Genomic DNA, 21,721 nt, shown 5'->3' on the forward strand with positions numbered 1-21,721 from the left:
GAACGATGAAATGACTGAGACCCTTGAATCGATTGCCGAGGCCATGGTCGCGCCGGGCAAAGGCATTCTCGCCGCGGACGAAAGTTCGGGCACGATCAAGAAGCGCTTCGACAGCATCAATGTGGAATCGACGGCCGACAGCCGCCGCGACTACCGCGAAATGCTGTTCCGCACCGAAGAGGCGATGAAGAATTACATTTCGGGCGTGATCCTCTACGACGAGACGATCCGCCAGAAGGCGAAAGACGGTGCGCCGCTGGTCGACCTGATCAAAAAGGCGGGCTCGATCCCCGGCATCAAGGTCGATACCGGCGCCAAGGACATGCCCGGCTTCCCCGGCGAGAAGATCACCGAAGGCCTCGACGGTCTCGGCGAGCGACTGGCGGAATACTACGACCTCGGCGCGCGCTTCGCGAAATGGCGCGCCGTCATCGACATTGCGCCGGGCATCCCGACGCGCACCTGCCTCGAAGCCAATGCCGAGGCGCTGGCGCGCTACGCGGCGCTTTGCCAGCAGGCGAAGATCGTCCCCATCGTCGAGCCCGAAGTACTGATGGATGGCGGCCACGATGTCGACCGCTGCTTCGAGGTTACCGAAGAGACGCTGCGCATCCTCTTCGACCGCCTCGCGGCCCATCGCGTTCGTCTTGAGGGTACGGTGCTGAAGCCCAACATGGTGATCGCCGGCAAGAAATGCGGCAAGCAGGCCAGTGTCGAGGAAGTCGCCGAAAAGACCATCGCCTGCTTCAGGCGCACGGTTCCGGCGGCAATCCCCGGCATCGTCTTCCTGTCCGGCGGCCAGTCGGACGAGGATGCGACCGCGCATCTCAATGCGATGAACGCGATCGGCGGCTTCCCTTGGAAAATGTCCTTCTCCTATGGCCGCGCGCTTCAGGCCGCGCCGCTGAAGGCATGGGGCGGCGAGGCGCAGAACGTGCCCGCCGGCCAGAGGGCCTTCCTGCACCGCGCAAAGATGAACGGCCTCGCCACACTCGGCACCTGGAAAGCGGCACTCGAAAAGGCGGCCTGAACCGGACGCAGCTCATGAAGGGGACGTGCACGAAGCCCCGCTTCGCGCTACAAACCCGCCCATGACCGAGCCGAATGCCGAAACGCCCTGCCGCCTCTATCTCATCACGCCGCCGCGTTTTGAGCCGCGCGCCTTCGCCGACACACTGAAGGCCGCGCTCGACGCGGGCGATGTCGCGAGCCTGCAACTCCGGCTGAAAGGCGAAAACGACACGCCGCCCGCCGACGACGACATCCGCCGCGCGACCGAGGCCTTGATGCCGCTCGCCCATGCGCGCGACGTCGCCTTCATCATCAACGATCGGCCCGACCTCGCGGCGGAGCTCGGCGCCGACGGTGTCCATGTGGGCCAGACGGATACGAGCTATACCGAAGCCCGGAAAATCGTCGGCGCCGATCGGATCGTTGGCGTCACCTGCCATGCCTCGCGCCACCTGGCGATGGAAGCGGGCGAGGCCGGTGCGGACTATGTGGCTTTCGGCGCCTTTTACGAAACTGACACAAAAACCCCTATAAGTAGGGCCGAACCCGAAATCCTGACCTGGTGGTCGGAAACTTTCGTGGTGCCCTGCGTGGCGATCGGCGGCATCACGGTGCAAAATGCCGCGGTTCTGGTACGCGCCGGGGCGGATTTTCTGGCCGTGTCGTCAGGCGTCTGGGCCCATGCCGAGGGGCCGGCCGCCGCCATGCGTGCCTTTGATCGAATTCTGGCCGAGGAAAGCAAGTTCCGATGAGGCATCTAGTTGTTGCGTTGAGTTTGGCCATCGCATCGGCATGGGCCGCAATGCCTGAAGCGTCCGCGCAGAACGCGCCCTCACCGCGCGCCGCTCAGGCAAAGCCGGGTTCCGACGCAATGGCGCCGGCGATGGCAGCCTATCGGGAAGAGCGCTACGGAGAAGCGCGGCTCCTTGCCCTGCCGCTCGCCGAAAAAGGCGACATCGCCGCGCAACTGATGCTCGGCTCGATCTACAACAACGGCGAAGGTGTCGCCCCCGACGGCAACGAAGCCGCCAAGTGGTTTCGCATGGCGGCTGATCAAGGCGACGCCAGCGCCCAATACGCCCTCGCCATGCTGATGGAATATGGCCGCATCGACGGTGCCACGCCCGAAGCGGCGCGCAAGCTCTTCCAGAAAGCAGCCGATCAGGGCCATGCCGGCGCCACCACCGAACTTGGCATGATGTACACGACCGGCCATGGCGGGCCGCGCGACATCGGTATGGCGGCATCGCTCTTCGAAAGTGCCGCAAAAACCGGCCACGCCGACGCGCAATACTATCTCGGGACACTCTTTGCCGCCGGCCGGGGCAAGCCGCAGAATCTCGGCGAAGCAGCCCGCTATTTCCAGCTGGCGGCCGATCAGGGCCAGCCCGAGGCCAGCTATCAGCTCGGCCTGATGCTGCAGGACGGCGTGGGCCTGTCGAAAAACCCGGCCGAGGCGGCCCGGCGCTTTACAGTCGCCGCAGAAGGCGGCCTGCCGGAAGCACAAACGGCGCTGGCCTTCGCCTATCTCGGCGGCGAGGGCGTCGAACGCAACGACACGACGGCCGCGAGGTGGTTCACCGAGGCGGCCATGCGCGGCGAACCGCTGGCGCAGGACCGGCTCGCCCGCCTCTATTTTCTGGGTCAGGGCGTCGCGCGCGACGTCGCCGCCGCCCTGCTCTGGCTGACGCTCGCCGAGCGCGGCGGATACGAGGACGCGACGCTTCGGAACTCGATCGAGCCCGAAATCACCCCCGAAATCACCGCCCAGGTCGAGGAACAGCTCGCGAAATGGGACAGTGCGGCCGGGGGCGGCGCAGCAGCGAACTGAACGCCATACGTCCGGCCAGCACACGCCTTTCGGCCGAAAGGCCCTGTCCATTGCCGGCGCATGGTGTTATCAGAACGCCGGTCGAGCCTCACCGGCAGGCCCCGACACCCTTTTCCAGCTTCAGCAATCCCCGAATTCGAGCATCCCATGAAGATCAACGGCAACGAAATCCGCCCCGGCAACGTCATCGAGCACGAAGGCGGCCTCTGGGCCGCGGTCAAGGTCCAGCATGTGAAGCCCGGCAAGGGCGGCGCCTTCGCGCAGGTCGAGCTGAAGAACCTCGTCGATGGACGCAAGCTGAACGAGCGCTTCCGCTCCGCCGAAACGGTCGAACGCGTGCGGCTCGAACAGAAGGACTACCAGTATCTCTACGAGAACGACGGAATGCTGACTTTCATGGACAATGAAAGCTACGAGCAGATCGAACTCGCGAAGGACTGGGTCGGCGAACGCGCAGCCTTCCTGCAGGACGGCATGAAAGTGACCGTCGAAAGTCACGAGGGCAAGGCGCTCGGCATTTCGCTTCCCGACCAGGTGGTGCTGGAAATCACCGAAACCGAACCGACGGTGAAAGGCCAGACGGCAGCAAGCTCCTACAAGCCCGCCCTGCTTGAAAACGGAGTCCGCGTGATGGTGCCGCCCTTCATCACCACCGGCGAGCGCATCGTGGTCGACACGAACGAAGTCACCTATCTGCGCCGCGCCGATTGATCCCTGAGCCGGTAAAACTCATGTCCCGTCACACCCCTTCGATGGCCGTCATGGTCGCCGCCGCCCGCAAGGCGGCGCGTGGCCTGCAGCGTGACTTCGGTGAGGTGGAAAATCTGCAGGTCTCGCTGAAGGGCCCGGCGAATTTCGTTACCGCCGCCGACCGGAAGGCCGAGAAAGTCATCTTCCAGGAGCTGTCCAAGGCGCGGCCCGGCTACGGCTTCCTGATGGAGGAAGGCGGCGTCGTCGAAGGCGCCGACAAGTCACATCGCTGGATCATCGATCCGCTCGACGGCACGACGAATTTTCTGCATGGCATTCCGATGTTTTCGATCTCGATCGCGCTGGAGCGCGAAGGCCAGATCGTCGCCGGGCTCGTCTACAACCCGATCTCGGATGAAATGTTCATCGCCGAAAAAGGCCAGGGTGCGTTTCTCAACGACCGCCGCATCCGCGTCGCAGTGCGCCGCGAACTGGCGCAAGCCGTCGTCGGAACCGGCATTCCGCATATCGGCCGGCCCGGCCATCAGCGCTTCACGGCCGAGCTCGGCGTTGTGATGAACGAGGTGGCGGGCGTGCGCCGCATGGGGTCGGCGGCACTCGATCTCGCCTGGGTCGCCGCCGGACGTCTCGACGCCTATTGGGAAGCAAACCTCGCCGCCTGGGATGTCGCCGCCGGCATCATCCTCGTGCGCGAAGCCGGCGGTTTCGTCACCGATCTCAACGGCCGCGACACCATGCTCGACTCGGGCGGTATCATTGCGGGGAACGAAACGCTCCACCGCCAGCTCGCCGATGTGCTGAAAAAAGCGCACAAGCCGGCCTGATACGAGCCGTATTTCCGCCCGAATTCCTCTCTACGCCTCATCCGCCAAGGTCTGTTCGCATGGCGCGAACGCGCCTAGACTGGGCCGCGAGAGTTTCGACGCTCATGCTCGCCCACGCCCCGCCCACGGATGACCGCATGATATCGCGTAGCAGGACCGGCCTAGCGGCAATCGCCCTCCTCCTTGCGAGCGCTCTGCCGGCCGTGGCCGCCGAGGGACCCTTGCCCTTCCCCGAAACGGCGCTGCTGCGCGTCGCCTTCGCGCCCAATGAATCCGCGCTGAGCCCCGCCGCCCACGACGAAATCGCCGCTTTCGCGACGGACATCCGGCGGCAAAGCAGCCGCCTGCTGATCAAGGCCTATGCCGGCCCGCCCCATGACACCTCCTCGACGGCCCGCAAACTTTCGCTCCGCCGCGCCGTAGCGGTGATGCAAAAGCTGGTCGGCGAAGGCGTTGTCGGCGACCGGATTCGCGTCCGCGCACTTGGCGGAACATCAGACAGCGGTCCGCAGGACCGCGTCGACATTGTATTGTCCGGCGGCTGACCCATCCGAACATGAAAAGGGATTGACGACGCATGGCGAAGGAACACAAGGACGGCATCGCGCTGTCGCGCCCGCACCCCTATGTCACGCGAATGCTGCTCTTCATCGTGCTGGTCTGCTTCGTTGCGGCGATCCTTTTCCCCCAGATCGAAACCGCCTTCATGGCCAATCCGGGGCTGAACGGGCTGATCATCGGCGTCCTCGTCATCGGCATCCTTTATGCGTTTCGCCAAGTGCTGAGCATCAATCCCGAAGTGCGCTGGGTGAACGAATTTCGCCGCGCCGATCCGGGCCTCACCATTCCGCCGGCACCGCGCCTGCTGGCGCCGATGGCCACCATGCTTGGCGACCGCAAAGGCCGCATGCAGCTCAACGCGATGTCGATGCGTTCGATTCTCGATTCGCTCGGCTCCCGCCTCGACGAACAGCGCGAAATCTCGCGCTACGTCATCGGGTTGCTGATCTTCCTTGGCCTGCTCGGCACCTTCTGGGGCCTCCTGATCACAGTTTCGTCCGTCGCCGGCACGATCCAGAGCCTCAACGTCGAAACGGCGGAGGCCGCGACCGTCTTTTCGAACCTGAAAGCCGGGCTCGACGGTCCGCTGCGCGGTATGGGCACCGCCTTCTCCTCCTCGCTATTCGGCCTTGCAGGCTCGCTGGTGCTCGGTTTTCTCGATTTGCAGGCGGGCCAGGCGCAAAACCGCTTCTACAACGAGCTTGAGGAATGGCTCTCGACGGTCACAAGTTTGGCCGAGACCGACCCCAATGCCCCCTCGATGCTGGGTGAAACGGCGCGGCGCCTGCGCAACATCGAACAGGCACTGGCCGGCGGCGGTAGCGAAGGCGCCAACGCTTCGTTGATGGCGCTGGCGGGCCAGATCACCGCGCTGACCGAGCAGTTGCGCGGCGAGCAGCAACTGGTCCGGCAACTGGCGCAAAATCAGGAAGCGTTGCGGCCAGTGCTCGAAGAACTGGCGCGCCGCCTCGACGGACGGGGTTGACAGAGCATGGCCCTCGCCAGCAAACGCATTCGCGGCCGCGCGCCCACCGGCGATTACTGGCCGGGCTTCGTCGACGCCATGTCGAGCCTGCTGCTGGTGTTGATTTTCCTGCTGACGGTTTTCATGATCACCCAGTTCTTCCTCGGGCTGCTGGTCAGCGACAAGGATTCGGCACTGGACAATTTGCGCAGCCAGATCGCCGAATTGGTGAACCAGCTGGCGCTGGAGCGGCGCGAAAAGGCCGATCTCGAAGTCACGATCCTGTCGCTGCAGGATTCACTGGCAACCGCCAGCGCGGAAAGCGAACGCCTGGCCGCCATGGCCGAGGACGCGGCCGGCGCCGGCGGGCGCGTCGCCGAACTTGAAAGCCGCCTCGCCGACGAACAGCGCGTGTCGAACGAAGCGCTGGCGCAGGTCGAGCTGCTGAACCAGCAGATCGCCGCGCTGCGCCGCCAGCTTGCGACGCTCGAGGCGGCACTGGAAGCGTCCGAGCAACGCGACCGGGAATCGCAGGCCCAGATCGCCGATCTCGGCCGCCGTCTCAATGCGGCGCTGGCACAAAAGGTTCAGGAGCTGGCGCGCTACCGTTCGGAATTCTTCGGTCGATTGCGGACCATTCTGGGCGACCGCACCGACATCGAAATCGTCGGCGACCGCTTTGCGATGCAGTCGGAAATCTTCTTCGCCTCGGGGTCGGCTGACATCAACCCTTCGGGGCGGGAACAACTCGACAAGATCGCCGTCGCGGTGCGCGAAATCGCCGCCGAGATCCCCGACGACATCCCCTGGGTCCTGCGCGTCGACGGCCACACCGACGCCAACCCGATCGCGACGCCGCAATTCCCGTCGAACTGGTATCTGTCGAGCGCCCGCGCCATTGCTGTCGTGGACTACCTCGTCGCGCAAGGCGTTCCGGCGCGAAACCTGGTGGCGGCGGGATTCGGCGAGCATCACCCGCTGGTGGCGAGACGCACGGCGGCCGACAACACGCGCAACCGCCGCATCGAATTCAAGCTCACCGAGCGTTGATCACCAGGCCTTCATCTCGGTCGATTGCGAACAGACCAGCACTTCGGGCTCGAAAACCTGCCCCAGCAGCATGACGTCGCCATAACCGGCGGCAACACTGATGCCGGATATCTCGGTGCCGAGATTGAGATAGATGGTGCCGGCCTTGCCGCCGCCATTCTCGCCGGGCTCGACGCGCACGACCTGGCTCGGCGACAGCGAGGCCGGGTCGCCGGCATGGGCGATGAAGTCGATGATGTTCGGATGCGCACCGATCAGCAGCGAACCGTCCGGTTGCACGTCGATATTGTCGATGCCCGTGCCGAGCCGCGCCATGTCGATGCCCCGAAGGTCGCCCGTCGCCGCGTCGCGCGCGAAAACATGCAGGCTCATGCCCATCACATCCGCGACATAGACACGGGCCCCGTCGGCGCTGACATTGATGCCATTGGCATAGACGAACCTTTCGGCGGCAATGCGCGCCGCCGCGCCGTCGTGATAGACGACATTGGTGTTGCGAAGCAGCAGGACATTGCTGAAAAGCTGGTGCAGCCCGTTCTTCGACGCATGGTCGTTGGTGGCGTAGAAGCTGTCCGGTCCGACGGCCACGACATCGTTGAGCGAAACGAACAGCGGATCGGTGACGCTTTTTGCGTACGCAAGCGTACCGCCTTCGGCAATGTCGAAAATCTCGACCGTTTCGGTCCCCGACGCGGGATGATTGACCGCGAAAAGACGCCGCGCACCGTCCGCCCCGATATAAAGGTCGATGCCGTGCGGTCGGAAATCGGCAGGCGTCGCCGGCGTCACCGGATAGAGCGCCCATTCGGCCTGAGGCGCATTGAGGTCGATCGCATAGATGCCGCCGCGAATGGCATCGGCGCCGGGAGCGCCGGCCTGCACCGCCCGCCGGTCATAGGCCGACACATAGGCAATACCGCGTTCGTGGTCGATGACGATGTCTTCCGGCCCCGGCACCGCCGGGATGGCGCGGCAATCGGCGGCGATTTCCTGCCGGATACCCGTGAAATAGCCGGCCGCCGCCAGAAAACGCCAGGCGACGACGCTGACGACAATGACAAGAGCCAACGCGACATAACCAACGATTTGCCAACGCTTCGACATGACGTTCCCCCGATTTATTGTACGCGTCCGGCGGCCGCGCTGATCGTACCGGGCAACGGCCCGGACGGCTCGCCCGCAAGATCGCCGGTAAATTGCAGTCGCGCCAGCCGCGCGTAAAGCCCGCCCTGCCGCAGCAATTCGTCATGTGTACCGGACGCGACGACACGCCCCTCCTCCATGACGATAATGCGGTCAGCCTTGAGCACGGTGGCCAGCCGATGCGCGATGACGAGCGTCGTGCGGCCGCGCATCAGCCCTTCGAGCGCCTGCTGGACCGCCGCTTCGCTCTCGGCGTCGAGCGCGCTGGTCGCTTCGTCAAGAAGCAGCACCGGCGCATCGCGCAGGATCGCACGTGCAATCGCAAGACGTTGGCGCTGACCGCCCGAAAGCGTCACGCCACGCTCGCCGACCTGCGTGTCATAGCCGTCCGGCAGCCGGGCGATGAAATCGTCGATACGGGCGGCCCGCGCCGCCGCCTCGATTTCGGCGCGGCCCGCATCCGGCCGTCCATAGCGGATGTTCTCGGCAATCGTCGTTCCGAAGATCACGGTCTCCTGCGGCACCACCGCGATGCGCGCCCGGACGTCGCGCGGATCGGCGTCGCGCACATCGACGCCGTCAAGCGCGATGCGGCCCGATTGCGGATCGTAGAAGCGCAGCAAGAGCTGGAAGACCGTGCTCTTGCCCGCGCCCGACGGTCCGACCAGCGCCACCGTCTCGCCGGGATCGACATTGAGCGAGAACCCGCGAAGCGCCGAAATGCCCGGCCGTGCCGGATAGGCAAAGGTGATGTTCTCGAAACGGAGCTCGCCGCGCGACGGCGCCGGCAATGCAAGCGGCGCGGCGGGCGCGGCGATCTGCGGTTCGACATCGAGTAGTTCCATCAGCCGCTCGGTGGCGCCGGCCGCCATCTGCATGTCGCCCCAGATTTCCGAAAGCGCGGCGAGCGCGCCGGATGCGAACAAGGCGTAGAGAATGAACTGCGCCAGCGAACCGCCCGTCATCTCGCCGGCAATGACGTCCTTCATGCCGAACCAGATCACGCCGACGACACTCGAGAGCCCGAGAAAGAAGATCAGTGCCGTCAGCACCGAACGGGCGACGATGCGCGCCCGCGCGGTGTCGAACGATCGCTCGACCGTGTCGAAAAACTGCTTCCGGTCGTGCTCCTCATGCGTGAAGGCCTGCACGGTCTGGATCGCGTTGAGGCTTTCGGTGCCGAACGCGCTCGTATCCGCCAGCCGGTCCTGCGCCGAACGCGACAACCGCCGCACCCAGCGGCCGAGAAATACCAGCGGCAGCACGATCATCGGGATGGCGAAAAGCACCAGGCTTGAAAGACGCGGACTGGTGAAAACCATCATCGACGCCGCGCCGACGAAGAGGAAGAGGTTGCGCAATGCAATGGATGCCGAGGAACCGACGACCGTCTTGATCAGCGTCGTGTCGGCGGTGAGCCGCGACAGCACTTCGCCGGTGCGCGTCAGCTCGAAAAACGCCGGCGACAGTTTCAGCACATGCGCGTAGACGGCCTGCCGGAGATCGGCGACCACACGTTCGCCGAGCCAGCTGACGAAATAGAACCGCGCGGCGCTCGCAACGCCGAGCACCAGCGCAACTGCGATCAGCGCCAGGAAATAGCGGTCGATGAAGGCCGCCGTCGCGCCATTGTCGGCATTGTTGAGGAGATCGACCAGACGTCCGCCGGCCATCGGAATGGCCAGCGTCGCCAGCGTCGCCAGCACGAGCGCCAGAACGGCGAGCGCCACCATGCCGCGATAGACCGCGAGAAACGGCAGGAGCCGCAGGATCGGGCGGACACGCTTGGCCGGCCGGCGCCGCTGCGCTTCTTCCTCAATGGCCTCGACGACCGGGTTCGATGTGTCGCTCATGCGTTGGCGCCGGTTCTTCTCGTTTTGCGGGACCGGCCACACTAGCCGCTCGGGATCACCCCGTGGATAAGTTCAGCGCCCGGTATAGCAACGCCCGCCCCGCCGCCGCAATGCCGGTGCCGCCCGGCCACCGCGGCATGAACGCGCAAAGCCTTGATTTTCGGGTCCAAAATGCGTCCCGCATCTCGGCTTGCATGGACCCCGCCCGTTCGCTATAAGCCCCTCAATTCCGGCAGCGCGGCGCTTCCGCCGGGAAGCGCCCGGAGCGCGCCGTTTTCAATTCGGGAAGGCCGAGAGCCATGAAGAAAGAGACCCATCCGGACTATCACTTCATCACCGTGACGATGAACGATGGCACCACCTTCCAGACGCGCTCGACCTATGGTTCGGAGGGCGCCACGCTGGTGCTCGACATCGACCCGACGACGCACCCGGCCTGGACCGGCGGCGGCCAGCAGATCCTCGATCGCGGCGGTCGCGTCAGCCGCTTCAAGAAGAAGTTCGGCTTCATCGGCGGCAACAGCTAAGCCGACGGGACCATCGAATATGAAAAAGCCCCGCATTTGCGGGGCTTTTTTGTTGCGATACCGGGCAAACCCTATTCCGGCCGCTTCTTGCGGCGGCCGAACTGGGGCCGCGGGAAATCGGCGGAAAGGCTCTCGCGGTAGAATGCCTCGACGCGCTGCATCTGTTCGGCCAGCGGATGATTGCGCGCCGGACCGGCGACAGGCTCGCGGAGCCGCGCATCGAGCCGCTCGACCCGCGCATAGAGGCGCTCGGAACGCTCGATCAGTTCCAATAGGCGCTGCGGCAGCACATCGGCGCCGGCAAAGCGCGGCTGACGGGCGATTTCCTTGGTGGCGAGCCGGTATTTCTCGGAATTGGCCTCTTCGGCCGTCATCTCGCCCTCATGCACGGCCTTGCGCACCAGCAGCCATGAGGCGACCTGCATCAGCCGCGTCGTGAGACGCATGCTCTCGCCCGCATAAGCGAGCGAGGCCTCGCGCGGCAGCGCCTTGGCGGCCTCGCGGCCGGCGCCATCGAGATAGGCCGAGGTTTCCTCGACCAGCCGCATGCCCTCGCCATAGGTGCGCTGGAAGAGCCCCGACGCCATGAACTCGCTCAAGGTGACGCATTCGGCTTCGGCAAAGCCGATTTCGTCGCCGCCCGTGATCTCGTGAACACTCATCCCTCAAACCCCTGATACCGCCCCATTGCGGGACATTCAGGGTCTGAAGGATCAATATCCGTGCCATCGGAACGGGACAGGCCCGATCCGGACAAAAAAGAGCCGCGGGAAAGCCCGCGGCTCAAGTTCTAACAGGGAGGCGTCAAACAGAGTGGATAGGAGCCACTCAGAAATCCAGAGAACTGGATTACGCAAGGTCACCCTAGCGACATCATTCCTAACAGGAAGTTAATCTTGTGGCAATTTGCCGCGCTGTCCGTGAAGTCGAGAAGCGCCGAACACTGTGCCGGCACAACTAAAAGTGCTGCATTTTTAATGTGTTAACTGAGGGTGTCTATTTTTTGAACAATGCTTCGGCCGCCGACAGCGATCCGCGCTTCTTAACGAGTTGATCCCGAATCCGCGCAATCTCACCCTCGAGCGCGGTGATTCGTTCTTCCAGCTCCTCGATCCCGAGCAGGCTCAAATCCTCTTTCGCGAGCGCCGCCAGCGCTTCGTCGCGCCGCTTGCGCGGCTCCAGATCGTCCCTGTCCATAACGCCTCGCCTTCCTCGTCGCTGCCGGTTGCCAGTTTGGGGAGGTCCGGCTAGACCTGCAAGCCGATCCCGCCCGCCGGAGGACCGCCCTTGTCGAACCTGCCCGAAACCATGACGGCCATCGCAATCCGCGAGCCCGGAGGCCCGGACGTGCTGGAAAGCCGAAGGATTCCGCTTCCCGACCCCGGACATGGCGAAATCCTGATCAAGGTCGAGGGTGCCGGCGTCAACCGCCCGGACACGATCCAGCGCATGGGCCTTTATCCGCCGCCGCCCGGCGCGCCGGAAACGCCGGGGCTCGAAGTCGCGGGCAAGGTCGTGGCCACGGGTCCGGGCGTGACGATGTGGAAAGCGGGCGACAAGGTCTGCGCGCTGGTGGGGGGCGGCGGCTATGCCGAATACTGCCTTGCGCATGAAGCGCATGCCCTGCCTGTGCCACGGGGACTGTCGATGACGGAAGCGGCGGCGCTGCCCGAAACCTTCTTCACCGTCTGGACCAATGTCTTCGGGCGCGGAAACCTGAAGGCCGGCGAGACCTTGCTGGTGCATGGCGGCTCGAGCGGCATCGGCACGACGGCGATCCAGCTTGCAAGCATTTTCGGCGCGAAGGTCATCGCGACGGCGGGCTCGGCCGAAAAATGCGCGGCCTGCCTGAAGCTCGGCGCCGACGCGGCAATCAACTACCGCGACGCCGATTTCGTCGCCGAGACGAAACGGCTGACCGGCGACCGCGGCGCCGATGTGATCCTCGACATGGTGGGCGGCGACTATATTCCCCGCAACATCCAGGCGGCCGCCACGGACGGGCGCATCGTCTCGATCGCCTTCCTGAACGGGCCGACGGCGGAGGTGAACTTCCTGCCCGTGATGCTGAAACGGCTGATGCTGACGGGCTCGACACTCCGTCCACGGAGCATCGAGGAAAAGGCGGCGCTCGCCCGCGCCTTGCGCGAAAAGGTCTGGCCGCTGATCGAGGCGGGGCGCATAAAACCCTTGATAGACACGGTCTTTCCGCTGGCCGACGCCGCGAAAGCGCATGCCCTTATGGAAAAGAGCAGCCATATCGGCAAGATAATCCTCACCGTTTGAGCCATATTCCGCGCGGCCTCATTCGCGCCCGAAATCATCACAGTCTCTCCTCTAAATCGTCATAAGCCTCCCCGAAGGTCCGGCCCGCGGATGTCGCCGCTCGCGCGATGCCGCACACGGTCGCAAGGCCGGATCTTCCATGACGCAAAGGAGAATACCGATGAAGAACTTCAAAAGATTCATGCTTGCCGCCGCCTTCGCCGCGGCGACATCGGTTTCGCTTGGCGCATTTCAAGGCGCTCATGCGGCGACAGCCGAGGACTTGAACAAGGAGGCCGCGCATGCTCTCGAGAAGCTCTACGAGACCAATGCGGTCGCGAAGGAAATCGGCGAACAGGCGCAGGCGATCCTCGTCTTCCCCAATATCGTCAAGGCGGGCCTCGTTTTCGGCGGTGCCTATGGCGAGGGCGTCCTCAACGAAGGCGGCGCGATGCAGCGCTACTACAATTCCGTGACCGGCTCCTGGGGCCTGCAGGCGGGCGCGCAATCCTATGGCTATGCGGTTTTCCTGATGAACGACAAGGCCGTCGACTATCTGAAGGAGACGGCTGGTTGGGAGATCGGCGTCGGCCCGACGGTCGTCGTGGTTGACGAAGGCGCCGCCAAGAACCTCTCGACCTCGACGCTGAAGGAAGACGCCTATGCCTTCATCTTCGACCAGAAGGGCCTGATGGCCGGCGTCAGCATCGAGGGCACGAAGATCACCGAAATCAAGCGCTAAACACCGCGCCCGCCATTGAAAAAGGCCGGAATCCCGAGGGTTCCGGCCTTTTTTCGGTGCGCTTCACAAATCGCGAACGCCCCATCATTCCGCTTTCATTGACCGCTTTTTCGCCCTATATAACGGCCTTAATCCAACTCTTCGATGGACAGGAAAAGCGGTTTATCCGGCGGGCTCGCCGGGTGAACCAGAGGAAGCAACATGATTCAGCCCCTTATGCCCAAGGCGACGGCCGTCTGGCTTGTCGAAAACACCGCGCTGACTTTCGACCAGGTGGCCGACTTCTGCGGCCTGCATGTGCTCGAAGTGAAGGGCATCGCGGATGGCGACGTGGCGCAGGGGATCAAGGGCATGGACCCCGTGGTCTCCGGCCAGTTGACGCGCGCCGAGATCGAGCGCTGCCAGCAGGACCCGGATGCGCGCCTGCAAACCGCTGAAAGCAAATACAAAATCCCGCCGATCCCGACGCGCAAGGGCCCGCGCTACACGCCCGTATCGCGCCGTCAGGACCGCCCGGACGCGATCGCCTGGCTGTTGCGCAACCACCCGGAACTGCCGGACTCGCAGGTCGCAAAGCTCGTCGGCACCACCAAGCCGACGATCCAGAGCGTGCGCGACCGCAGCCACTGGAATTCGCCCAACATCAAGCCGGTCGATCCCGTAACCCTCGGTCTTTGCACGCAAATCGAGCTCGACGCGGCGGTGCAGAAAGCCGCGCGCAAGGCCGAGCGCGAACGCAAGAAGGCCAACAAGGCGGCCGGCATCACCGAAACGCTGCTGCCGGCGAGCGAAACCGCGCCCCAGCCCGCCGAACCGCTGCACGCGACCATCGCCGCGCCGGAAAAGAAGCCGGAAGACGAGGAACGCAAGAGCTACGACGCCGACAGCGTTTTCGCGAAGCTGAAAGACGTCAAGATCGAGGAGGACGGCGAGGAATAATCCCCGCTTGTTGTCCCTGTACTGTCACAAATGAAAAGGCGCGGAAACCCGCGCCTTTTTCTTTTTCGCCCGCGACTGTCATCGAACTGTCAAAAATCTGTCACAAACACCCGGATTTTTGATCCGTCTACGGATGATAGGCGGGGATAAAAATAAGTAATCCCCGGTTTTGACACCCGCAATGAACCGGCGCCGAACATTTTGCGTTTTTGCGAGGGTGGTCTTGCGAGCCGGGGATAAGTTTTGCAGCGGCGTCATGCTCGATGAAAGCGGGGATAAGTAAAGTTATCCCCGGTTTGCGCGCACCGCCCGTCCTACTTCTTCTTCTCTTCGTCCTTCGTCTTCACCGGCGGCGGGGCGAGGTAGTTGAGGGAGAGGCGGCCGCCATCGGCATAGATGGTCTGGCCGGTCATGTAGCTCGCGGCATCCGACGCGAGAAAGACCGCGATGGAGGCGATTTCCTCCGGCTGGCCGACGCGGCCCAAGGGCGTGCGCGACATCATCACTTTCTGCGCGCGCTCGTCGGTGTTGACGGCGCCGGCCATCGGCGTCGCGATGGTGCCGGGGCCGATCGCGTTGACGCGGATGCCGTAAGGCGCAAGCGACAGCGCCATCGCCTCGGTGAGCTGCTTGACGCCGCCCTTCGACGCGACATAGGCGGTCTGGTCGGCAATCGCGAGGACGGCGTTGATCGACGACATGTTGACGATGACGCCGGGCGGGTGACCTTCCTCGATCTGCTTGACCATTTGTTGCGCGGCCGCCTGGCCGACCAGGAAATGACCCTTGAGATTGATGCGGATGACGCGGTCGAACTCTTCTTCCTCAAGCGTCAGGAAACTCGCGCCCTTCGAAACCACACCGGCATTGTTGACGAGAATATCGACGCGCTCGAAAGCATCCGTCGTCGCGCAGACGAGATTGCGCACGTCGAGCCGCTCGCCGACATCGCAATACCGGAAGCGCGCCTCGCCGCCGCGGTCGGCGATTTCGGCGGCGACCGCCTCGCCCGCTTCCTCGTCGACATCGCAGAGCATCACCTTCGCGCCCTGATCGGCAAAGGCATGCGCGACCGCGCGCCCGATGCCGCTCGCGCCGCCGGTGACGATCGCAACCTTGCCCTTGAGAGTTTCGCCTGCCGCCATGAGGATGCTCCGGGTTTCGGGAAGGGGGAGGTATAGCATCTGGGGGGTGCGGTGGGGAGAGGCAAGGGAGGGCTGCATTTCTCGAACCACCAACAGAGTTGTCACCCCGGCGAAAGCCGGGGTCCATTGGTTCCCTCAGCAAGTGCGATTGCGCATGGCGTCAGCGCCGGCGCGCAACATTCAAGGCCGTTGCAAGAAGCACTGCGAATGGGCCCCGGCTTTCGCCGGGGTGACACTGATTTTTGTTGAGCGCATCGGAAAAACTCGCGCGCCCCCTACCGTCCCAGCCCCGCCTTCAGCACGGCTTCGATTTCGCCGAGCACCGCCGGGTCGTCGATGGTGGCGGGCGTGTCCCATTTCTCGCCGTCGGCGATCTTGCGCATGGTGCCGCGCAAGACCTTGCCCGAGCGGGTTTTTGGCAGGCGCTGCACGATCATCGCGGTCTTGAAGGCGGCGACGGGACCGATCCGTTCACGGATGAGTGCGACCGCCTCGCGCTCGATGTCGGCGGCGGGACGCGCGACGCCTGCATTGAGGACGAGGAAACCGACCGGCACCTGGCCCTTCATCGCATCCGCAATGCCGATGACCGCGCATTCGGCGACGTCCGGGTGGGCGGCCAGCACTTCCTCCATGCCGCCGGTCGACAGGCGGTGGCCGGCGACATTGATGATGTCGTCGGTGCGGCTCATCACATAGAGATAGCCGTCCTCGTCCATGAAGCCGGCATCGGCGGTCTTGTAGTAGCCGGGGAAGTCGGCGAGATAGCTTTCGCGGAAGCCCTGTTCGTTCTGCCACAGCGTCGGCAGGCAGCCCGGCGGCAGCGGCAGCTTGACGACGATGGCGCCGGTCGTGTTGGGGCCGAGCTGCTTGTTGCTCTCATCCACCACATGGATTTCGTAGCCGGGCAGCGGCACGGTGGGCGAACCGTATTTGACCGGCAGGCGCTCGATGCCCATCGGGTTTGCGACCATCGGCCAGCCGCTTTCGGTCTGCCACCAGTGATCGATGACGGGGCGGCCCGACAGCGCCTTCTCGGCCCACTGGATCGTGTCGGGATCGGCGCGCTCGCCGGCGAGATAAAGCACTTCGAATTTCGAGAGATCGTATTTGCCGACAAGCGCGGCCTGCGGGTCTTCCTTGCGGATGGCGCGGAAGGCGGTGGGCGCGGTGAACATCGCCTTGACGCCATGCTCGGCAATGATGCGCCAATAGGTGCCGGCATCGGGCGTGCCGACGGGCTTGCCCTCGAAGAGAATGCTCGTGCAGCCATGCACCAGCGGCCCGTAGACGATGTAGGAATGGCCGACGACCCAGCCGACATCGGACGCCGCCCAGAAGGTGTCGCCGGGGTCGATGTCGTAGACGTTCTTCATCGACCATTTGAGCGCCACCATATGGCCGCCATTGTCGCGCACCACGCCTTTCGGCTTGCCGGTGGTGCCGGACGTGTAGAGCACATAAAGCGGATCGGTGGCGGCGACGGGCACGCATTCAGGCCGCGCATCGGCGGCGGCGGCCTTGTCCATCTCCTCCTTCCAGTCGAAATCGCGGCCCGCGACGAGCACTGCCTTTTCCATTTCGCGCTGGAAGACGATGGTGGCCGAAACCTTGTGGGCGCTCATCTCGATCGCCTTGTCCATCAGCGGCTTGTAGGCGATGACGCGGCCGGGCTCGAGGCCGCAAGAGGCCGAGACGATCAGCTTCGGCGTCGCATCGTCGATGCGGGTCGCGAGCTCCTTCGGCGCGAAGCCGCCAAAGACCACCGAATGGATCGCGCCGAGCCGCGCGCAGGCGAGCATCGCGACGGCGGCCTGCGGCACCATCGGCATGTAGATCAACACGCGGTCGCCCTTCGTTATGCCGTGGCGCTGGAGCACGCCGGCAAAGAGCGAAACTTTTTCGAGGAGTTCGGCATAGGTGAATTTCTTGACGCGGCCGAGCATGGCGCTGTCATAGATGAGCGCGGTGCGCGCGCCATGCCCCGCCTTGACGTGACGGTCGAGCGCGTTCCAGCAGGTGTTGGTTTCCGCGCCGACGAACCAGCGCGAGAGGCCGTTTTTGACTTCGAGCGTTTGCGTCGCCGGCTTGAACCAGTCGATCTCTTTCGCGGCGTCGGCCCAGAAACCTTCCGGATCCCTTTTCCAGGCGTCGTAAGTGTCCTTGTAGCCGGTCATCGCGTGGGCCTCCCCGGTGAGTTTCTTGTTGGGGCGAGACTAGCACAGCGGGTTTCGGGGTCGAGGGGTGGAGGATTGGGGCTGGGCGTGTCGATCTGCCCATGCTCCAACCAAAAACGCAGTGTCACCCCGGCGAAAGCCGGGGCCCACTCGCAGTGCCTCTTGCCGCAGCTGCCCATCATTGAGCGTGGCGCAAACGCCATGTGCTATCGCTCTTGCTGAGGGAACCAATGGGCCCCGGCTTTCGCCGGGGTGACACTCTTATTTTTGGTTTGTTCAGTGCTCAAAATTTGCGCATCGACGGCGATCGTCTCCCGCCTTGCCGCTCCGCCGGGTGCTGAGTAACGTGGGGCCAACTCCCCTCCCCCCGCGACGAGGCACGCTCATGACCAACCCCTATGAAACCGGTCTCGACAAGAACCCGGCCAATCACCAGCCGCTGTCGCCGCTGAGTTTCCTGAAGCGGGCGGCGGAGGTTTATCCGGACAAGATCGCGGTGGTGCATGGGAGCCTGCGCCGCGACTATGCGACGCTCTATGCGCGCTGCCGGAAGCTGGCCTCGGCGCTCAGCGAGCGAGGGCTCGGGCTCGGCGACACGGTGGCGGTGATCGCGCCGAACATTCCCGAAATGCTGGAACTGCATTATGGGCCGGCGATGACCGGCGCGGTCGTCAACACCATCAACACGCGGCTCGACGCGGCGGCGATCGGCTTCATGCTCGATCACGGGGAGGCGAAAGCGCTCTTCGTCGACCGGGAATTCGCGGGGCTGGCGAAGGACGCGCTGGCGCTGGCGAAAGTGAAGCCGTTTGTCATCGACATCGACGACGAATTTTACGACGGGCCGGGCGAGAAGATCGGCGAGACCGATTACGAAAGCTTCATCGCCAAGGGCGACCCGCATTTCAACTGGCAATTGCCGGCCGACGAGTGGCAGGCGATCAGCCTGAACTACACATCCGGCACGACCGGCAACCCGAAAGGCGTTGTCTATCATCATCGCGGCGCCTATCTGCTCGGCATGGGCAACATCGTGACGGCGGGGATGACGGGACACTCGGTCTATCTCTGGACGGTGCCGATGTTTCATTGCAACGGCTGGTGCTTCACCTGGTCCTTGAGCGTGGTCGCCGGCACGCATGTCTGCCTCAGGCGCGTGACGGCGGCGAACATTTTTGCCGCGATTGCCGACCACAAGGTGACGCATATGGCCGGCGCGCCGACCGTGATGGGCTTCCTGATCAACGCGACGGCGGAAGAGAAGCGGAAGCTGCCGAATGTGGTCAACTATTTCGCCGCCGCCGCGCCGCCGCCGGCGGCCACCATCCGCAAGCTGGAAGCGGAAGGCTTCAACGTCATCCATGTCTACGGGCTCACCGAAACCTACGGGCCGGCGGTGGTGAACGCCTGGCACGACGAATGGGACGCGCTCGAAACGGACAAGCGCGCCGAGGTGAAGGCGCGGCAGGGCGTCAATTATGTGGTGCTGGAAGGGATTTCGGTGCGCGACCCGGAAACGATGGAGGAAGTGCCGCGCGACGGCGAGACGATGGGCGAAGTGATGTTCCGCGGCAATGTGACGATGAAGGGCTATCTGAAAAACCCGAAGGCGACGGCGGAGGCCTTTGCCGGCGGCTGGTTCCATTCCGGCGATCTCGGCGTCTGGCACAAGGACAACTACATCCAGCTCAAGGATCGCTCGAAAGACATCATCATTTCGGGCGGCGAGAACATTTCATCGATCGAGGTCGAAGACGCGCTCTACAGGCATCCCGACATTCTGGAAGCGGCCGTCGTGGCGCGCCCCGACGAGAAATGGGGCGAGACGCCTTGCGCCTTCGTGACGCTGAAAGCGGGCGCGACGCTGACCGAGAAAGACGTGATCGAACATTGCCGCGCCAACCTCGCGCATTTCAAATGCCCGAAGACGGTGGTCTTCACCGAGCTGCCAAAGACGTCGACCGGCAAGGTGCAGAAATTCAAGCTGCGCGAGACGGCGGAGGGGCTGTAGGCGGACGCCCCGAAATGCAAAGCGCCGGGCTTGGGGGCCCGGCGCCGGTCGTTTCACGTGAATGCCTGAGTTTCGTGTCAGGCGGCAACGGATCTTTCGCTGCCCAGCCTTTCGATTTCTTCCTTCAGTCGAAGCTTCTGCTTCTTCAATTCGGCGATGTGGAGATCGTCGCTGCTGGGATGGTGAATTTCGGCCTCGATTTCCACTTCCAGCGCCCGGTGGCGATCACGAAGCTCGGCAATGTGAGACTCCAGAGCCATCTCATTCCGTCCTTTCGTTAAACTTCAGACCTGAAAAGTGTGACTCTTTTCGGGCTCCTTGTCGAACCCTACTCGCAAAGAAAGCGCGGGCATTGTAAAGGTGGGGTTATGAGCAAAACCGGCCGAACACCGCCCCGTCTTGTTGTGGGAATCTCCGGCGCCTCGGGCGTCGCCCATGGCGTGCGCCTGCTTGAAATGCTGGGTTCACTGGGCGTCGAAACGCATCTGGTGATGACGCGGGCCGCCGAAATGACGCTGGGCTATGAGACCGGGCTGAAACCGAAGGATGTCGAGGCGCTGGCCCATACGCGCTACCGGCTGGACGATATCGGCGCGGCGATTGCGTCGGGCTCGTTCAAGACGCTCGGCATGATCGTCGCACCCTGTTCTGTGCGCACGATGTCGGAAATCTCGACCGGCGTCACATCGACGCTGTTGACGCGCGCCGCCGACACGATGCTGAAGGAGCGCCGGCGGCTGGTGCTGATGGTGCGCGAAACGCCGCTGCATACCGGCCATCTGCGCACCATGACGCAGCTTTCCGAAATCGGCGCCATCATCGCCCCGCCCGTGCCGGCGCTTTATGCAAAGCCCGCCTCGATCGACGAGATGGTGACGCAGACCGCGGCGCGGATGCTCGACCTCTTCGGCCTCGAAGCACCCGATACGCGGCGCTGGGGCGAGGACCTGAAGGACGGCCGCCGCAGCCCGGTCCGCAAGGCCGCGCCGAAACCCGCGGGCAGCTCACGCAAATGACCGAACGCGAGGAACGGGAACTGCGTGAGGCGCTGGCGAAGCTCAAGGAAGAGCATCGCGATCTCGACATGGCGATCTATGCGCTGGAGGAAACGCCGCGCCCCGACCACCTGCAGATCAAACGGCTGAAAAAGCGCAAGCTGCATCTGCGCGACCGCATCCAGGAGATCGAGGACATATTGTTTCCGGATATCACGGCCTGAGGCCCACGCTCACTCCTCGCCGCGCTTGGCCTCGTACATCGCCTTGTCGGCGCGCGCCAGCGCATCCGACGCCTCGTCCTCGCCGGTAAAGGCGACGGCGCCGACCGAAATCGACAGCGGCAATTCCTTGTCCTCGAATTTGAGTGGCCGCTCGGCCACGAGCTTGGCGAGCGCGGCGGCCTTCGCCTTCGCCGTCGCCTCGTCGGCGCGCGCCAGAATGACGCCGATCTCGTCGCCGCCGAGACGGCCGACAATGTCGGTCTCGCGGATATTGTCGAGGACGAGCTTCGTCAGGTGGTGCAGCGCCGCGTCGCCCGCCGGATGGCCGTGCTGGTCGTTGACCTGCTTGAAATTGTCGATGTCGAAATAGACAAGCCCCGCCGGCTCGCCATAGCGCCGCCCGAAGGCGATGACGCGGGATAGCTCACGCACGAAGGCGCGGCGATTGAGGACCGGGATCAGCGGGTCGCGGTCGGCAAGCGCTTCGGCCTCGCGCAACCGGTCCTGAAGGCCCGTCATGTCGCGCCGCAGCCGGTCGACCTCGCCCATCAGCGCCATCAGCGCGTCGCGCACGGCGGGCGTGATCTCGGCCTCGGGGATGCCCATGATGCTGGCGCTGTCGCTGACGAGGCGGCCCGCGCCGACACCCGCGGCCTCGCCCGTCCGGCCGCGCTCGCGCTGGGTCGAGGAGGAGGTGGTCGATACGGGCCGCGTGTCGCCGATCTTCATGCGGGGGTCGCCTGTCCTC

Annotated in this window: 23 protein-coding genes; 15 read left to right on the plus strand and 8 right to left on the minus strand. The window is 64.3% G+C overall.

Annotated features, from left to right (window positions below):
* The first annotated feature begins 10 nt into the window (after positions 1-10).
* From KF719_RS06325 to KF719_RS06360, 8 genes are all read left to right on the plus strand, one after another.
* Positions 11-1,030, plus strand: coding sequence for a class I fructose-bisphosphate aldolase (locus tag KF719_RS06325; RefSeq protein WP_293507869.1), 1,020 nt, complete (start codon positions 11-13; stop codon positions 1,028-1,030).
* A 61-nt stretch (positions 1,031-1,091) separates the two neighbouring features.
* The gene (gene thiE, locus KF719_RS06330) at positions 1,092-1,763 is read left to right on the plus strand and encodes a thiamine phosphate synthase (RefSeq protein ID WP_293507870.1); all 672 of its coding nucleotides are present in this window, start codon (positions 1,092-1,094) and stop codon (positions 1,761-1,763) included.
* Positions 1,764-1,813: 50 nt separating this feature from the next.
* Positions 1,814-2,842: a tetratricopeptide repeat protein gene (locus KF719_RS06335; protein ID WP_293507871.1), complete on the plus strand. Its 1,029-nt coding sequence runs from the start codon at positions 1,814-1,816 to the stop codon at positions 2,840-2,842.
* Between the two features lie 147 nt (positions 2,843-2,989).
* On the plus strand, positions 2,990-3,553 hold the full coding sequence (gene efp, locus KF719_RS06340; protein ID WP_293507872.1) for an elongation factor P: 564 nt from the start codon (positions 2,990-2,992) through the stop codon (positions 3,551-3,553).
* 20 nt (positions 3,554-3,573) lie between these two features.
* Positions 3,574-4,377: an inositol monophosphatase family protein gene (locus tag KF719_RS06345; protein WP_293507873.1), complete on the plus strand. Its 804-nt coding sequence runs from the start codon at positions 3,574-3,576 to the stop codon at positions 4,375-4,377.
* A gap of 137 nt (positions 4,378-4,514) precedes the next feature.
* Positions 4,515-4,922 (plus strand): OmpA family protein, encoded by a 408-nt coding sequence (locus KF719_RS06350; RefSeq protein ID WP_293507874.1) that lies wholly within the window; start codon positions 4,515-4,517, stop codon positions 4,920-4,922.
* A 32-nt stretch (positions 4,923-4,954) separates the two neighbouring features.
* Positions 4,955-5,923 carry a flagellar motor protein MotA gene (locus KF719_RS06355; RefSeq protein WP_293507875.1) on the plus strand — a complete coding sequence of 323 codons (969 nt, stop codon included), beginning with the start codon at positions 4,955-4,957 and terminating at the stop codon, positions 5,921-5,923.
* 6 nt (positions 5,924-5,929) lie between these two features.
* Positions 5,930-6,952, plus strand: a complete 1,023-nt coding sequence (locus KF719_RS06360; RefSeq protein ID WP_293507876.1) for a peptidoglycan -binding protein — start codon at positions 5,930-5,932, stop codon at positions 6,950-6,952.
* Here KF719_RS06360 and KF719_RS06365 read toward each other — a convergent pair whose 3' ends face one another.
* Entirely contained in the window at positions 6,953-8,056 is a 1,104-nt protein-coding gene (locus tag KF719_RS06365) for an SMP-30/gluconolactonase/LRE family protein (protein WP_293507877.1), read from the minus strand.
* 14 nt (positions 8,057-8,070) lie between these two features.
* Positions 8,071-9,948, minus strand: a complete 1,878-nt coding sequence (locus KF719_RS06370) for an ABC transporter transmembrane domain-containing protein (RefSeq protein WP_293507878.1) — start codon at positions 9,946-9,948, stop codon at positions 8,071-8,073.
* A gap of 299 nt (positions 9,949-10,247) precedes the next feature.
* Here KF719_RS06370 and rpmE point away from each other — a divergent pair, with 299 nt between their 5' ends.
* Entirely contained in the window at positions 10,248-10,475 is a 228-nt protein-coding gene (rpmE, locus tag KF719_RS06375; protein WP_293507879.1) for a 50S ribosomal protein L31, read from the plus strand.
* Positions 10,476-10,546: 71 nt separating this feature from the next.
* On the opposite strand, the gene KF719_RS06380 is transcribed toward rpmE, so the two are convergent.
* Positions 10,547-11,137: a DUF1465 family protein gene (locus KF719_RS06380; RefSeq protein WP_293507880.1), complete on the minus strand. Its 591-nt coding sequence runs from the start codon at positions 11,135-11,137 to the stop codon at positions 10,547-10,549.
* 334 nt (positions 11,138-11,471) lie between these two features.
* Positions 11,472-11,672: a DUF1192 domain-containing protein gene (locus KF719_RS06385; protein WP_293507881.1), complete on the minus strand. Its 201-nt coding sequence runs from the start codon at positions 11,670-11,672 to the stop codon at positions 11,472-11,474.
* A gap of 90 nt (positions 11,673-11,762) precedes the next feature.
* Between KF719_RS06385 and KF719_RS06390 the strand changes: the two genes are divergently transcribed.
* From KF719_RS06390 to KF719_RS06400, 3 genes are all read left to right on the plus strand, one after another.
* The gene (locus KF719_RS06390; RefSeq protein WP_293507882.1) at positions 11,763-12,761 is read left to right on the plus strand and encodes an NAD(P)H-quinone oxidoreductase; all 999 of its coding nucleotides are present in this window, start codon (positions 11,763-11,765) and stop codon (positions 12,759-12,761) included.
* Between the two features lie 160 nt (positions 12,762-12,921).
* Positions 12,922-13,482 (plus strand): lipid-binding SYLF domain-containing protein, encoded by a 561-nt coding sequence (locus tag KF719_RS06395; protein ID WP_293507883.1) that lies wholly within the window; start codon positions 12,922-12,924, stop codon positions 13,480-13,482.
* A 201-nt stretch (positions 13,483-13,683) separates the two neighbouring features.
* Positions 13,684-14,421 carry a cell cycle transcriptional regulator TrcR gene (locus KF719_RS06400; RefSeq protein WP_293507884.1) on the plus strand — a complete coding sequence of 246 codons (738 nt, stop codon included), beginning with the start codon at positions 13,684-13,686 and terminating at the stop codon, positions 14,419-14,421.
* A gap of 314 nt (positions 14,422-14,735) precedes the next feature.
* On the opposite strand, the gene KF719_RS06405 is transcribed toward KF719_RS06400, so the two are convergent.
* Positions 14,736-15,566 carry an SDR family NAD(P)-dependent oxidoreductase gene (locus KF719_RS06405; protein WP_293507885.1) on the minus strand — a complete coding sequence of 277 codons (831 nt, stop codon included), beginning with the start codon at positions 15,564-15,566 and terminating at the stop codon, positions 14,736-14,738.
* A 275-nt stretch (positions 15,567-15,841) separates the two neighbouring features.
* Positions 15,842-17,743, minus strand: a complete 1,902-nt coding sequence (locus tag KF719_RS06410) for a propionyl-CoA synthetase (protein ID WP_293507886.1) — start codon at positions 17,741-17,743, stop codon at positions 15,842-15,844.
* Between the two features lie 385 nt (positions 17,744-18,128).
* Here KF719_RS06410 and KF719_RS06415 point away from each other — a divergent pair, with 385 nt between their 5' ends.
* Positions 18,129-19,754, plus strand: coding sequence for an acyl-CoA synthetase (locus tag KF719_RS06415; RefSeq protein WP_293507887.1), 1,626 nt, complete (start codon positions 18,129-18,131; stop codon positions 19,752-19,754).
* A gap of 77 nt (positions 19,755-19,831) precedes the next feature.
* Here KF719_RS06415 and KF719_RS06420 read toward each other — a convergent pair whose 3' ends face one another.
* The gene (locus tag KF719_RS06420) at positions 19,832-20,014 is read right to left on the minus strand and encodes a DUF465 domain-containing protein (protein WP_293507888.1); all 183 of its coding nucleotides are present in this window, start codon (positions 20,012-20,014) and stop codon (positions 19,832-19,834) included.
* A 108-nt stretch (positions 20,015-20,122) separates the two neighbouring features.
* Here KF719_RS06420 and KF719_RS06425 point away from each other — a divergent pair, with 108 nt between their 5' ends.
* Positions 20,123-20,770 carry a UbiX family flavin prenyltransferase gene (locus KF719_RS06425; RefSeq protein ID WP_293507889.1) on the plus strand — a complete coding sequence of 216 codons (648 nt, stop codon included), beginning with the start codon at positions 20,123-20,125 and terminating at the stop codon, positions 20,768-20,770.
* Positions 20,767-20,973, plus strand: coding sequence for a DUF465 domain-containing protein (locus KF719_RS06430; RefSeq protein ID WP_293507890.1), 207 nt, complete (start codon positions 20,767-20,769; stop codon positions 20,971-20,973). Before KF719_RS06425 ends, KF719_RS06430 begins: the two co-directional genes overlap by 4 nt.
* Before the next feature lie 9 nt (positions 20,974-20,982).
* Here KF719_RS06430 and KF719_RS06435 read toward each other — a convergent pair whose 3' ends face one another.
* On the minus strand, positions 20,983-21,702 hold the full coding sequence (locus tag KF719_RS06435; protein WP_293507891.1) for a GGDEF domain-containing protein: 720 nt from the start codon (positions 21,700-21,702) through the stop codon (positions 20,983-20,985).
* Between the last annotated feature and the right edge of the window lie 19 nt (positions 21,703-21,721).

The sequence above is a fragment of the Parvibaculum sp. genome, assembly GCF_019635935.1.
Taxonomy (GTDB): Bacteria; Pseudomonadota; Alphaproteobacteria; order Parvibaculales; family Parvibaculaceae; genus Parvibaculum.